Here is a 12824-nt window from a genome sequence, read left to right as displayed (position 1 = left end):
AACGAGCCAATCATTGCCACAAATAGCCCTTTAGTGCCGATCCATTCTACTGGTATCACGGTGATGCCGCCGTTATCCGCAACTTTGATAAACGGGGTGAGGATCAGAAAGCAGACCAGCGCCAGGATGCCGCAAGAGATACGGTCTTCACCGTAATGTTCCGCCAGACGGTAGGCAACCAGGAAACTGATGAACAGTGACATCGTTGAGAACACCGCGTTAAACGGGATCTCGATAATACTGCTCCAGCTTTCGCCAAACGCGCCAGACATAAATTGCTGATAGGTCTGGTTCGGAAAGGAGGAAATAACCAGCAGAATGGAGCCGACGATAATGAACGGCATAAAGGAAACATAAGCGCCGCGGATCGCGCCCAGGTGACGCTGCTGCGCCGTTTTGGCCGCAAGCGGCATCAGTTTTGCTTCAAGAAATCCCAGAACATTGTTCATTGTGAACTCCGTACAAGATCGGATGAGAGTATTTATGGTATGCCAGAGGATTATCAGTGAAGCACCGCAGTCGAAAGGTGAATCTGGTCACAATGTGTTCGCCTTATAAATATAAATCTCATATGATTAGTTATCTCTTTGAAAAAGGATTTGGCGATGGAAATAAAACTGCATGCCAATGCCACCACGACACCGCGCATCCGTCGTTATCTGCAGCAGTCGGATAAAAGCGACAGAGCGCTGGCCGCTGAGCTGGGGATTTCCGTCACCACGGTCAGACGCTGGCGACAACGTGAGCAGACTGCCGATCGGCAAACTACGCCGAAAGTGATACACAAAGCGATGAGACAAGAGCAGATTGCGCTGATTAACGGACTGCGGGATGCGACCGGCGCGCCGTTAGATGAGCTTTTGTTACTGGTCAATGAAGGGCTGGGCATTCACGTATCCCGTGCGACGCTAAATCGTTATCTTAAACCTGCAAGGTTGATGCGTCAGGGGACACCTTTGCAGGGGAAAAAGGCACTGAAGGCCGGGCATTTCCCTCATGTGCTTGAGGTGCATCACCTCCCGCTTTCACTGCATATGGAGGATGGCGGGGAGCATCATGTGCTCTGGGCTCGTGAACCGGTGAGCGGCTGGTGCTACGCGCGACTGTATGCTGGGATTTCGCCGCATCTGGTCATGAAATGGCTGGATGCGCTGCTGACAGCCTGTCCGGCTGATATACAATCTATTGAGACATTCTTTTCTGACACCTATCTTGATGGGCTGGAACAGGGGCTGATAGCACGAGGGATGACGCACAACATAAACCATAACGTGCAGAATGCGATTCAGGTTAACCTTCCGCTGGTGGCGATTGTGCCGCGGGTAAAGGACGTATCAGCCAGTCAACTGCTGGCAGAGATTTGCGAAAGTTATAATACCGGCAAGGCGCAGAAAAAACTGGGGGAGATGACGCCGCAGGCTTTTCTCGAAGCACTACGGCGGGGGTGATTAGCCGATGATTTCCAGCACGTGTTCCGGTGGACGGCCAATACGCGCCTGGCCGTTCGCCACTACAATTGGACGTTCCATCAGTTTTGGGTGTTCCACCATCGCCTGAATCAATTCACCTTCACTCAGACTGCTGTCAGCCAGGTTGAGCGACGCGTAGAGATCCTCTTTTCGGCGCATCAGTTCCCGGGCGCTTTCCATGCCCAGCATCTTCAACAACTGACGCAGCGTTGCGGCATCGGCGGGCGTTTCCAGGTAAAGCACCACTTCTGGCTCCACACCGTGCGATTGCAGCAGGTTCAGCGTTTCGCGGCTCTTGGAGCAGCGCGGGTTATGGTAGATTTTTACGGCCTTTGACATGGAGGATCCTTTTTACATTTTCGTGTACGGCTTAAAGCGTTCCTGCAACTGGCGCAGTTGGTCGATGCGCGCATCGTAACGCGCTTGTTGTTGGCTGCCCAGCTTCACTTGCGAACTGGCGCTGCTCAGTAACGAGATGGCCTGATCGAGACGGCCCGCCAACGCATACCCTTCCGCACGCGCGGCCAGTTCCTGATCGCGGTTATACAGCGCGGCTTCCGCCTGCGCCAACAGATCCCAGCCGTTGGCGTCGTCCTTGTTATTAAAGGTATAACGGTTAAGGATGGTTGCCGCTTCTTGCGGCTGACCGCCCTGTAGCAGGGCGTTCGCAAGGTTAAGTTGCAAAACCGGGTTGACTCGCAAATCACGCGCTTTTTTCAGTCGGGCAATCGCGTCACTGGTTTTCTTTTGTCCGAGGTCGATGTCGGTGGCCAGATCCAGATACCAGGCGTTATTGGGCTCTGCGGACAGCAGCGGTTGCAGCGCTTTGCGAGCCTCGTCGTATTTATTGGCTTCCATCGCCTGTAACGCACGGCCATACTGCGCTGCGCGCTGCTGTCGGACGTTACCTTTTGCCCACTCGTCGAGCATGTCGCTGGTCAGTTGGTTTCGCCCGGAGTTATACATCCCCAGAGTTCGCGCTTTCGCCAGATAGAAATCTTCAGAGGATTGCACCACCACCGGACGCATCTGGTTTGCGCGATTGCGGGTATCTGAAAGACGACTTTCCGGCAGGGGGTGGGTCAGCAAAATTTCAGGCGGACGCGAGGAGTAACGCGCCTGGTCGAGCAGTTTTTCCAGGAAGGTCGGCATCGCCTGCGGATCGAATCCAGAACGTTGTAAAACCTGAATGCCGATACGGTCTGCTTCCTGTTCATTTTGCTGCGTGAAGCTAATCATCCCTTGACGCGATCCCGCCAGCGTGCCGGTGAGCGCGGCCATCCCGGCCTGAGGGCTCGCCATCGCCAATAGAATGGAGCCTAACGCGCCAACCCAGGTCAGCGGCGCGCTGCGTTTCTGATCTTCCATGGCGCGCGCCAGGTGGCGTTGGGTGACGTGTGAGATTTCGTGCGCCATAACTGAGGCGAGCTGACTTTCGTTATCGGAATAGCGAAACAGGGCAGAGTGCAGCACGACGTTACCGCCAAAAAAAGCAAAGGCGTTGATTTCGTCATTGTTAATCAAAAAGAAATGGAAGGGCGTCTTGACCGAATCGGCGTGTGAAACCAGACGCATACCCAACCCATTAATGTACTGAACCAGCAGCGGATCGTTAATCAGCGGCGCGCTGCCACGCAGCTGGCGTACATAATAATCGCCCATCTGCATTTCCTGGCCGATAGAAAGCGTACTTGCCGCCGAGGTTCCCATGTCTGGCAAGCTGTCCGCGGAGTTTGCGAACGCGGGAGCCACCTGACTCAGGGTCAGCGCGGCAATGAGGGTAGCAACCAGGTTCTTCTTAAACTGCCTGAACATAACCTCTGTCCTGTTTTCTTTGAGATAGTCATTTGACCGATGCCGGGTCGTATCGTTCCGTGTTTGCCGACACAGGCAGTGTAACGGCGAAATTTGTCGATGAATACCCTGCACAAATGACTTTTCAGTTTCCAGAATCAGCAATAAAAAGCGAAGTCTTTTTTGTGACATTTCGATACAATTCGGGATCGCAATCCCGCTATTGAGGTTCAGGGAAGGTTTTATGCTCGAAATGTTAATGCAATGGTATCGCCGTCGCTTTAGCGACCCCGAGGCGATTGCCTTGCTGGTTATTCTGGTTGCCGGGTTTGGCATTCTTTTCTTTTTTAGCGGATTACTGGCACCGCTGCTGGTTGCCATTGTGCTGGCGTACCTGCTGGAATGGCCAACGGTGCGTCTTGAAGCCATCGGCTGTTCGCGCCGCTGGGCGACCTCTCTCGTGCTGATCGTATTTGTCGGCATTTTGTTGTTGATGGCCTTTGTGGTGATGCCGGTGGCATGGCAACAGGGGATCTTACTGATTCGCGACATGCCAGGCATGTTGAACAAACTGTCGGATTTTGCCGCCACGCTGCCGCGTCGTTATCCGGCTTTAATGGATGCGGGCATCATCGATGCGATGGCGGAAAATATGCGCACCCGCATGCTGACGATGGGCGATTCGGTAGTGAAATATTCGCTGGCCTCTTTGGTCGGGCTGCTGACTCTGGCGGTCTATCTGGTGCTGGTGCCGCTGATGGTGTTCTTCCTCGTCAAAGATAAAGAGCAAATGCTGAACGCCGTGCGTCGTGTGCTGCCGCGTAATCGCGGGCTGGCGGGGCAGGTCTGGAAGGAGATGAACCAGCAAATCACCAACTATATCCGCGGCAAGGTGCTGGAGATGGTGGTGGTGGGCGTGGCGACCTGGCTGGGCTTCCTGATGTTTGGCCTCAACTACTCACTGCTACTGGCCGTGCTGGTGGGGTTCTCGGTACTCATTCCCTATATTGGCGCTTTTGTAGTCACTATTCCTGTGGTAGGCGTTGCGCTGTTCCAGTTCGGTCTGGGGACCGAGTTCTGGAGTTGTTTCGCCGTCTATTTGATTATCCAGGCGCTGGACGGCAACCTGCTGGTGCCGGTGCTGTTTTCTGAAGCAGTCAATTTGCATCCGCTGGTGATTATCCTGTCAGTGGTGATCTTTGGCGGCCTGTGGGGATTCTGGGGCGTTTTCTTCGCCATTCCGCTGGCGACGTTAATCAAGGCCGTTGTCCATGCCTGGCCGGATGCGCAGGTCGTTGACGAGTCCTGATGCGTTTATGTAACAGGGAAGGTGGTGAACTGTGCGCTAGTCGATGCGCTCTGAGCGAAAGGCAAAAAGGTAGCGCGAGATAAAAAGGCGAGTGTAAAAAGACGCTTAAACAGACAGCCGATTACCCGGCCTACACACGGTAGGCCGGACAGGGCGTCAGCCGTCATCCGGCAGCGTGAAAGTCAGGCGTTTTCTTTCAGCCAGTTCAGCACCACATCGTGGTGATTACTGGTTTTGAAATCATCGAAAACGTGTTCAATCTTACCGTCAGCGTCAATCAAGAAGCTGATGCGATGGATCCCATCATAGGTTTTCCCCATAAAGGATTTCTCGCCCCAGACGCCAAACTGCTCGCAGACCTGATGATCCTCGTCGGACAGCAGGGTAAAGTTAAGCAGCTCTTTTTCGGCAAAACGGGAAAGCTTTTCAGGCTTGTCAGTGCTGATGCCCAGCACGTCTACACCTGCTTTTTTCAGCTCATCCATGTTATCTCGCAGGCCACAAGCCTGAACGGTACAGCCTGGCGTCATGGCTTTCGGATAGAAATAGACCAGCACACGCTGTCCCTGGAAGTCGGTCAAATTTACTTGTTCTCCGTCTTGATCCGGCAAGCTAAATTTCGGTGCGATGTCACCGGCTTTCAGTGGATTCATTACTTAACTCCATCCTGTTCATCATGTTGTGAATAATTAACAACGTTAATACTGCCTTGTGCATTGAGTTCTGTACATAGTGCTTTAAAGGCCTGTTCAATATTTGCGGCATCATCCGACGCCGGACTGTGGGCGGTAATCTGGATGTATAACTGCGCCGCCTTATCATTTTCAGCAGGTTGCGTGCGCGAAACCAGTTCCGCAATGTTCATTCGATGGTTATCAAACAGGGCTGTAAATCGTTCAATTAAATGTGGCGAATCCGGTACATCAACCTGAACCCATACCGTTGCCGGCATTGGCGGACGGGGATGCGCCGTCGTACGCTTCATCACAATCAGTAAATCCAGCTCTGCACCTTTCAACGGCAGGGTCGATTCGATCAGGGTGATGGCATTCCAGGTACCCGACAGCAGCATGATAAACGTAAACTCATCGCCCAACATGGCCAGGCGACTGTCTTCGATATTACAGCCGCAACTGCTGACATGGCGGGTGATCGTGTTCACAATTCCAGGGCGATCGGCACCCAGCGCAGTAATAACCAGGTAATGTTGCGATGAAGGTGTCAAACCTGTTCTTCCTTTGAGAGGTGGGGTAATCATAAGGAAAGCATAAAAAAAACCTGCATACAACAATCAGAAGGGCTCTCGTCGCTTGCTTTTATTGTCGTACCAAACGTAACATTGAGACACTTGTTTGCACAGAGGATGGCCCATGTTCACGGGAAGTATTGTCGCGCTTGTTACACCGATGGATGAAAAAGGTAATGTCTGCCGGTCAAGCCTGAAAAAACTGATTGATTATCATGTCGCCAGTGGCACCTCGGCGATCGTTTCTGTTGGCACTACCGGTGAGTCCGCTACGCTGAGTCATGATGAACATGGCGATGTGGTGATGATGACGCTGGAGCTGGCTGATGGGCGTATCCCGGTGATTGCCGGTACGGGCGCGAACGCGACCGCAGAAGCCATTAGTCTGACGCAGCGTTTCAATTACAGCGGAATTGTCGGCTGCCTGACGGTAACGCCTTACTACAACCGTCCGACTCAGGAAGGTTTGTTCCAGCATTTCAAAGCCATCGCGGAACATACTGACCTGCCCCAAATTCTGTATAATGTGCCATCCCGTACCGGTTGCGATATGCTGCCGGAAACCGTTGGCCGTCTGGCGGAATTAAAAAATATTGTCGCAATTAAAGAGGCGACAGGGAACTTAAGTCGGGTTCACCAGATCAAAGAGCTGGTTTCCGATGATTTTCTGCTGCTCAGCGGCGATGACGCGACCGCGATGGACTTTATGCAGTTAGGCGGTCATGGCGTGATCTCCGTGACGTCTAACGTTGCGGCGCGTGATATGGCGGAAATGTGCAAACTGGCGGCGGAAGGGCGTTTTGCCGAGGCGCGTACCATTAATCAGCGTCTGATGCCGTTACATAACAAACTGTTTGTCGAACCCAACCCAATCCCAGTGAAATGGGCATGTAAGGCGTTGGGCCTTGTGGCGACCGATACGCTGCGCTTGCCGATGACACCCATCACAGACAATGGTCGTGAAATTGTCAAAGCGGCGCTCAAGCATGCCGGTTTGCTGTAAAGTTTAGGGAGATTTGATGGCTTACTCAGTACAAAAGTCGCGCCTGGCCAGGGTTGCGGGTGTTTCGCTTGTTTTGCTGCTCGCGGCCTGTAGTTCTGACTCGCGCTACAAGCGCCAGGTGAGTGGTGATGAATCCTATCTGGAAGCCGCACCGCTTGCTGAACTTCATGCGCCTGCCGGTATGATTCTGCCGGTGACCACGAGCGACTACAACATCCCGGTCACCAACGGCAGCGGTGCCGTTGGGAAAGCGCTGGATATCCGTCCGCCGGCACAGCCGCTGGCGCTGGTTTCCGGTGCCCGGACCCAGTTTGCGGGCGATACCGCCACGCTGCTGGTGGAAAACGGGCGTGGAAATACGCTGTGGCCGCAGGTGGTCAGCGTGATTCAGTCTAAAAACTACACGATTGAAAAACGTGATGATGCCAGCCAGACGCTGACAACCGGTTGGGTTGACTGGAACCGTCTGGACGAAGACGAGCAGTACCGTGGCCGTTATCAAATCTCGGTTAAACCGCAGGGCTATCAGCAGGCGGTGATGGTGAAACTGGTCAACCTTGAGCAGGCCGGTAAGCCTGTGGCGGATGCCGCTTCACTGCAGCGTTATAGCACTGAGATGATGAACGTGATTTCTGCGGGCCTCGATAAGACCGCGACTGACGCCGCGAATGCTGCACAGAACCGTTCTGCCGCCACGATGGATGTGCAGAGCGCCGCGGATGACACCGGTTTACCGATGCTGGTGGTGCGTGGCCCATTCAACGTTGTCTGGCAGCGCCTCCCGGCAGCACTGGAGAAAGTCGGCATGAAAGTGACCGACAGTACCCGTTCGCAGGGGAGCATGGCTGTTACCTACAAACCGCTGTCCGATAGCGGCTGGCAGGAGCTGGGCGCTCGCGATCCAGGGCTCTCTTCCGGTGACTACAAACTGCAGGTCGGTGATTTAGACAACCGCAGCAGCTTGCAGTTTATCGATCCGAAGGGGCATACCCTGACGCAGAGCCAGAACGACGCGCTGGTTGCTATCTTCCAGGCAGCGTTTAGCAAGTAAAAAAACAGGGCTGGAGAAATCCGGCCCTTTTTATTTCCGTGCTACGCAAACGTGTGCGTGGCATAATATTCCCCGTTTTGAATACAAATGATCACACCCAGGAGTAATTAAGATGCAAAAGCAAGCTGAGTTGTATCGTGGTAAAGCGAAGACCGTATACAGCACGGAAAACCCGGACCTGTTGGTGCTCGAATTCCGCAATGATACGTCAGCAGGGGATGGCGCGCGCATTGAGCAGTTTGATCGTAAGGGTATGGTGAATAACAAGTTCAACTATTTCATCATGACCAAACTGGCCGAAGCGGGTATCCCGACGCAGATGGAGCGACTGCTCTCTGATACCGAATGTCTGGTGAAAAAGCTGGATATGGTGCCGGTCGAGTGCGTGGTGCGTAACCGTGCGGCAGGCTCTCTGGTTAAACGTCTGGGTATTGAAGAGGGCATCGAACTGAATCCGCCGTTATTCGACCTGTTCCTGAAAAACGATGCAATGCATGACCCAATGGTCAACGATTCCTACTGCGAAACCTTTGGTTGGGTGAGCAAAGAGAATCTGGCACGAATGAAAGAGCTGACCTATAAAGCGAACGATGTGCTGAAAAAAATGTTCGATGACGCAGGACTGATCCTCGTCGACTTCAAACTGGAGTTCGGTCTGTACAAAGGCGAAGTGGTGCTCGGCGATGAATTCTCTCCGGACGGTAGCCGTCTGTGGGACAAAGAGACCCTCGAGAAAATGGACAAAGACCGTTTCCGTCAGAGCCTGGGTGGCCTGATTGAAGCCTATGAAACCGTGGCGCGTCGTCTGGGTGTGAATCTCGACTAACTTACCTTTCGGGTCGGGGACGCTCTCCGACCCGCTCTTCGCACTTCAATCTTGTTTTCCTGTGGTAATCTTCCGCTGAACCGCCTACGATCATCATCATAACGAATAGAGTGTTGAGGTGAGTATGCGCTGGCAAGGGCGTCGTGAAAGTGACAATGTGGAAGACAGGCGCAGCAGTTCAGGCGGTGGTCCCTCTCTGGGCGGGCCAGGATTTCGTCTGCCGAGCGGCAAAGGCGGGATTATTCTGCTCATCGTCGTGCTGGTTGCCGGGTATTACGGCGTCGATTTAACCGGACTGATGACGGGACAACCGGTCTCTCAGCAGCAGTCTCAGCGTTCCATCAGCCCGAATGAAGATGAAGCGGCAAAATTTACCTCGGTGATTCTGGCAACGACAGAAGACTCCTGGGGACAGCAGTTTGAAAAAATGGGGCGTACCTATCAACCGCCAAAGCTCGTGATGTACCGTGGAGCCACGCGAACTGGCTGCGGTACCGGGCAATCCATCATGGGGCCGTTTTATTGCCCGGCGGATAGCACGGTCTATATCGATCTCTCCTTCTACGATGACATGAAAGACAAACTGGGCGCAGACGGTGATTTCGCTCAGGGGTATGTGATTGCTCACGAAGTCGGTCATCACGTCCAGAAACTGCTGGGCATCGAGCCGAAAGTGCGTCAGATGCAGCAGCACGCCTCGCAGGCGGAAATCAACCAACTCTCTGTCCGTATGGAACTACAGGCGGACTGCTTTGCCGGTGTCTGGGGCAACAGCATGCAGCAGCAGGGCGTACTGGAGTCCGGCGATCTGGAAGAAGCATTGAATGCCGCCGAAGCGATTGGCGACGATCGTCTCCAGCAGCAAAGTCAGGGGCGCGTCGTTCCGGACAGCTTCACCCACGGGACGTCAGAGCAGCGCTATCGCTGGTTTAAGCGCGGTTTCGATAGTGGCAATCCGGCGCAATGTAATACCTTTGGTAAAGGTTTTTAACTTCTGAGGCAGGGATGTCTGGTTACACCGCGCTGAATGCGTTAACCGCGCAAATGACCCGGGAGGGAATTCGCCGCCTGCTGGTGCTGAGTGGCGAGGCGTCCTGGTGTCATGAACAAGTACAGCACCTGCGCGACACGTTGCCCGGCGACTGGCTATGGGTTTCCCCTGATGCCGCCGCCGAACCCAGTTGCACGCCGCTGGCGCTGCAAACGTTACTGGGACGTGAATTCCACCATGCCGTTTTCGATGCTCTGGCCGGGTTTGATGCGGCGGCTTTTGCTGCCTTAAGCGGAACGCTGCACGCGGGCAGTTGGCTGGTGTTACTCACGCCGCCACTGGCGCGCTGGCATCTCTGTCCTGATAATGATTCGCTGCGCTGGAGCGACTGCGCGCAACCTATTGCGACTCCCCATTTTATCCACCGCATTCGTCGCCTCATCGCGGCGGATGAACAGACGCTGTGCTGGCAACAGTCGCAGCCGTTTTGCGTACCGTATTTTTCAGAACGTCCTCACTGGCAGTCCGCAACCGGTGCGCCGCTGCCGGAACAGGCCGCTATTCTGACGCAACTGCTCCGGATGCCCGAAGGGATCGCCACGGTGACCGCCGCGCGTGGACGTGGTAAATCGGCGCTGGCCGGTCAGTTGATTTCACGTATTACGGGCAACGCCCTTGTGACGGCACCGGCGAAAGCGGCAACGGACGTGCTGGCGCAATTTGCCGGTGACCGTTTCCGCTTTATGGCGCCAGATGCGCTGCTGAGTGCGGAGGTTGATGCCGACTGGCTGGTGGTGGATGAGGCGGCGGCGATCCCTGCGCCGCTCCTTCAGCGTCTGGTTTCCCGTTTTCCGCGCGCCCTACTGACAACGACCGTACAGGGCTACGAAGGCACCGGACGCGGCTTTTTGTTAAAATTTTGCGCCCGCTTCCCGGAACGACAGCGTTATGAACTTCAGCAACCCGTCCGCTGGGCGCAGGGATGTCCGCTGGAGAAATGGGTTAGCGACGCGCTGGTTTTTGATGATGACGATTTTGCGACTACCCCGCAGGGCTGCATGGTGATTAGGCCTTTCGAACAGGACGCCTGGCAGACGCAACCGGAAATGCCTCTGGCGGTCTATCGGCTGCTTTCCGGGGCGCATTATCGTACCTCTCCGCTGGATCTACGCCGAATGATGGATGCGCCGGGGCAGCATTTTTTCCACGCCACCTGTGACAGGGAAATCGTCGGGGCACTCTGGCTGGTTGAGGAAGGCGGTCTTGCTCCCGAACTCAGCCAGGCGGTCTGGGCGGGATTTCGGCGACCGCGGGGGAATCTCGTCGCGCAGTCGCTGGCGGCACACGGCGGCGATCCGCTGGCGGCTACCCTGACCGGTCGTCGAATCAGTCGCATTGCCGTCCATCCGGGACGTCAGCGTGAGGGGATTGGACAGCAGCTGATCGCGCAGGCTCATACGGCACACTGTGACTATCTTTCCGTGAGCTTTGGCTATACGCCGGAGCTGTGGCGCTTCTGGCAGCGCTGTGGTTTTATCCTGGTGCGGGTAGGCAACCACAAGGAGGCCAGTAGCGGCTGCTATACCGCAATGGCCCTCTTACCGCTAAGCGCGGCAGGCAGGCGCCTGGCCGAATATGAGCACCACCGTTTGCGTCGCGATGCGGATATTCTTGCGCGGTGGAATGGGGAGGCGATCCCGGTTGAACCGCTGAAAGCGACTACGCTTAATGAAGATGACTGGCAGACGCTGGCAGGGTTTGCTTTCGCGCACCGTCCGTTGTTGACCTCTCTCGGTGGTCTGAACCGCCTGCTGTCGACCAGCGCGTTGCCGCTACCGGCGCTGCGGGGCAGCCTGCAAGCACGCCTCAGCGATGCGGAACTCTGCGTGACATTGCGCCTCTCAGGGCGCAAAGCACTGCTGAAGCGTCAGCGGGAAGAGGCGGCGCAGGCGTTAGCCGGGCTGGATCCCGCACGGACTGAGCATGACCGTAATCGCATTCTGCAATGGCAATTTTTTCACTAACTCCTTCAATTTTCTGGCATGGTCATTGCGATTGAGCAGCGTAGAATTAACGACATCAGTTAAGGAGATCGCCATGAAACATGACCATTTTGTTGTTCAAAGTCCGGCCCAACCTGCTCAACAGCTGTTGCTGCTGTTTCATGGCGTGGGTGATAACCCCGTTGCGATGGGAGAGATTGGTTCGTGGTTTGCCCCTCTCTTCCCGGACGCGCTGGTGGTCAGTATCGGCGGCGTTGAGCCGAGCGGACCGGCATCCGGGCGGCAGTGGTTTTCCGTGCAAGGGGTGACGGAAGAGAACCGTCAGGCACGGATTGACGCTATCATGCCGGTGTTTATCGAAACCGTACGTTACTGGCAAAAACAGAGTGGCGTAGGGGCAAATGCCACGGCGCTGATTGGTTTCTCGCAGGGCGCGATTATGGCGCTGGAGAGCATCAAAGCCGAGCCTGGGCTGGCCTCGCGGGTGATTGCGTTTAACGGACGCTACGCCAGCCTGCCGGAAACGGCATCGACCGCCACCACGATTCATCTGATTCACGGTGGAGAAGATCGGGTCATTGAACTTTCGCATGCGGTCGCCGCCCAGGACGCGCTGTTAAGCGCAGGCGGGGATGTCACGCTGGATATTGTGGAAGACCTCGGTCACGCGATTGACGACCGTAGCATGCAGTTTGCCCTCGACCATTTGCGCTATACCGTGCCGAAGCACTACTTTGACGAAGCGCTCAGCGGCGGTACGCCGAACGATGATGACGTAATTGAGATGATCTAAAAGACAAAGCCGGAATGGGGAAACCCCTTCCGGCTCTGGTTTATTTCTTCGGTTGGTCTTTCTTCGGCCAATCGTCGTCGTCATCCCACTTATCGTTAAAATCACGATGCGGGGGAAGTTCCGGTTTATTCGCGAGGAATTTTTTGTGGTCGACGCGTTTGAGATCCTTGATCACATTCAGCAGCACACCTACCAAAAACACCAGCACCAGAATCCACCAATATTTTGCCAGCCAGTCCATGCGCGTTACCTCTTGCAGGAATCTCGTCAGGCGACGAGTTGTTCCATTATACGTTGATACATACGGGCAAGCAGTTGCAGGTCGGCGGCGTTCACACA

Annotated in this window: 15 protein-coding genes; 8 read left to right on the top strand and 7 right to left on the bottom strand. The window is 55.0% G+C overall.

What is annotated here, in order from left to right; all coding sequences use genetic code 11:
- The coding region (locus AB7E14_RS11840; RefSeq protein WP_428169546.1) for a PTS transporter subunit EIIC at nt 1-449 on the bottom strand (449 nt) is incomplete at its 3' end.
- A 156-nt stretch (nt 450-605) separates the two neighbouring features.
- Here AB7E14_RS11840 and AB7E14_RS11835 point away from each other — a divergent pair.
- A complete protein-coding gene (locus AB7E14_RS11835; RefSeq protein WP_287115574.1) occupies nt 606-1448 on the top strand; it encodes an XRE family transcriptional regulator in 843 nt (280 codons plus the stop codon).
- Here AB7E14_RS11835 and arsC read toward each other — a convergent pair whose 3' ends face one another.
- Together arsC and bepA are read right to left on the bottom strand one after the other, a co-directional pair.
- Nucleotides 1449-1808, bottom strand: coding sequence for an arsenate reductase (glutaredoxin) (arsC, locus tag AB7E14_RS11830; RefSeq protein WP_130098146.1), 360 nt, complete (start codon nt 1806-1808; stop codon nt 1449-1451).
- A 12-nt stretch (nt 1809-1820) separates the two neighbouring features.
- Nucleotides 1821-3284 (bottom strand): beta-barrel assembly-enhancing protease, encoded by a 1464-nt coding sequence (gene bepA / locus AB7E14_RS11825; protein ID WP_054176570.1) that lies wholly within the window; start codon nt 3282-3284, stop codon nt 1821-1823.
- 223 nt (nt 3285-3507) lie between these two features.
- Here bepA and AB7E14_RS11820 point away from each other — a divergent pair, with 223 nt between their 5' ends.
- On the top strand, nt 3508-4572 hold the full coding sequence (locus tag AB7E14_RS11820; protein WP_042999858.1) for an AI-2E family transporter: 1065 nt from the start codon (nt 3508-3510) through the stop codon (nt 4570-4572).
- Between the two features lie 182 nt (nt 4573-4754).
- On the opposite strand, the gene bcp is transcribed toward AB7E14_RS11820, so the two are convergent.
- Together bcp and AB7E14_RS11810 are read right to left on the bottom strand one after the other, a co-directional pair.
- Nucleotides 4755-5225, bottom strand: coding sequence for a thioredoxin-dependent thiol peroxidase (gene bcp / locus AB7E14_RS11815; RefSeq protein WP_042999859.1), 471 nt, complete (start codon nt 5223-5225; stop codon nt 4755-4757).
- Entirely contained in the window at nt 5225-5797 is a 573-nt protein-coding gene (locus AB7E14_RS11810; RefSeq protein ID WP_042999860.1) for a glycine cleavage system transcriptional repressor, read from the bottom strand. Before AB7E14_RS11810 ends, bcp begins: the two co-directional genes overlap by 1 nt.
- 145 nt (nt 5798-5942) lie before the next feature.
- On the opposite strand from AB7E14_RS11810, the gene dapA reads away from it, so the two are divergent.
- From dapA to ypfH, 6 genes are all read left to right on the top strand, one after another.
- On the top strand, nt 5943-6821 hold the full coding sequence (dapA, locus tag AB7E14_RS11805) for a 4-hydroxy-tetrahydrodipicolinate synthase (RefSeq protein WP_428169545.1): 879 nt from the start codon (nt 5943-5945) through the stop codon (nt 6819-6821).
- A 16-nt stretch (nt 6822-6837) separates the two neighbouring features.
- Nucleotides 6838-7872, top strand: a complete 1035-nt coding sequence (bamC, locus tag AB7E14_RS11800) for an outer membrane protein assembly factor BamC (protein ID WP_042999862.1) — start codon at nt 6838-6840, stop codon at nt 7870-7872.
- A 112-nt stretch (nt 7873-7984) separates the two neighbouring features.
- Nucleotides 7985-8698: a phosphoribosylaminoimidazolesuccinocarboxamide synthase gene (gene purC / locus AB7E14_RS11795; protein ID WP_042999863.1), complete on the top strand. Its 714-nt coding sequence runs from the start codon at nt 7985-7987 to the stop codon at nt 8696-8698.
- A gap of 124 nt (nt 8699-8822) precedes the next feature.
- Nucleotides 8823-9689: a KPN_02809 family neutral zinc metallopeptidase gene (gene ypfJ, locus AB7E14_RS11790; RefSeq protein ID WP_044327846.1), complete on the top strand. Its 867-nt coding sequence runs from the start codon at nt 8823-8825 to the stop codon at nt 9687-9689.
- 14 nt (nt 9690-9703) lie between these two features.
- Nucleotides 9704-11713 carry a tRNA(Met) cytidine acetyltransferase TmcA gene (locus AB7E14_RS11785; RefSeq protein WP_316962732.1) on the top strand — a complete coding sequence of 670 codons (2010 nt, stop codon included), beginning with the start codon at nt 9704-9706 and terminating at the stop codon, nt 11711-11713.
- Nucleotides 11714-11786: 73 nt separating this feature from the next.
- Nucleotides 11787-12485: an esterase gene (ypfH, locus tag AB7E14_RS11780; RefSeq protein WP_044256912.1), complete on the top strand. Its 699-nt coding sequence runs from the start codon at nt 11787-11789 to the stop codon at nt 12483-12485.
- 40 nt (nt 12486-12525) lie between these two features.
- Here the strand turns inward: ypfH and AB7E14_RS11775 are convergent, their stop codons facing one another.
- Together AB7E14_RS11775 and AB7E14_RS11770 are read right to left on the bottom strand one after the other, a co-directional pair.
- Entirely contained in the window at nt 12526-12726 is a 201-nt protein-coding gene (locus AB7E14_RS11775; RefSeq protein WP_012906607.1) for a YpfN family protein, read from the bottom strand.
- 26 nt (nt 12727-12752) lie between these two features.
- A partial coding sequence (locus AB7E14_RS11770) for a hypothetical protein (protein WP_428169547.1) occupies nt 12753-12824 on the bottom strand: 72 nt, incomplete at its 5' end.

Source organism: Citrobacter sp. (genome assembly GCF_050252275.1).
GTDB lineage: Bacteria > Pseudomonadota > Gammaproteobacteria > Enterobacterales > Enterobacteriaceae > Citrobacter_A > Citrobacter_A amalonaticus.
This window is presented reverse-complemented; position numbering and strand designations above follow the sequence as displayed.

Bases quoted from the DNA above. Each gene is read 5' to 3' on its own strand.
- AB7E14_RS11785 (WP_316962732.1), top strand. From the start codon at position 9,704: ATGTCTGGTTACACCGCGCTGAATGCGTTAACCGCGCAAATGACCCGG.
- AB7E14_RS11820 (WP_042999858.1), top strand. From the start codon at position 3,508: ATGCTCGAAATGTTAATGCAATGGTATCGCCGTCGCTTTAGCGACCCC.
- AB7E14_RS11835 (WP_287115574.1), top strand. From the start codon at position 606: ATGGAAATAAAACTGCATGCCAATGCCACCACGACACCGCGCATCCGT.
- arsC (WP_130098146.1), bottom strand. From the start codon at position 1,808: ATGTCAAAGGCCGTAAAAATCTACCATAACCCGCGCTGCTCCAAGAGC.
- dapA (WP_428169545.1), top strand. From the start codon at position 5,943: ATGTTCACGGGAAGTATTGTCGCGCTTGTTACACCGATGGATGAAAAA.
- ypfH (WP_044256912.1), top strand. From the start codon at position 11,787: ATGAAACATGACCATTTTGTTGTTCAAAGTCCGGCCCAACCTGCTCAA.
- bepA (WP_054176570.1), bottom strand. From the start codon at position 3,284: ATGTTCAGGCAGTTTAAGAAGAACCTGGTTGCTACCCTCATTGCCGCG.
- AB7E14_RS11775 (WP_012906607.1), bottom strand. From the start codon at position 12,726: ATGGACTGGCTGGCAAAATATTGGTGGATTCTGGTGCTGGTGTTTTTG.
- ypfJ (WP_044327846.1), top strand. From the start codon at position 8,823: ATGCGCTGGCAAGGGCGTCGTGAAAGTGACAATGTGGAAGACAGGCGC.
- bamC (WP_042999862.1), top strand. From the start codon at position 6,838: ATGGCTTACTCAGTACAAAAGTCGCGCCTGGCCAGGGTTGCGGGTGTT.
- purC (WP_042999863.1), top strand. From the start codon at position 7,985: ATGCAAAAGCAAGCTGAGTTGTATCGTGGTAAAGCGAAGACCGTATAC.
- bcp (WP_042999859.1), bottom strand. From the start codon at position 5,225: ATGAATCCACTGAAAGCCGGTGACATCGCACCGAAATTTAGCTTGCCG.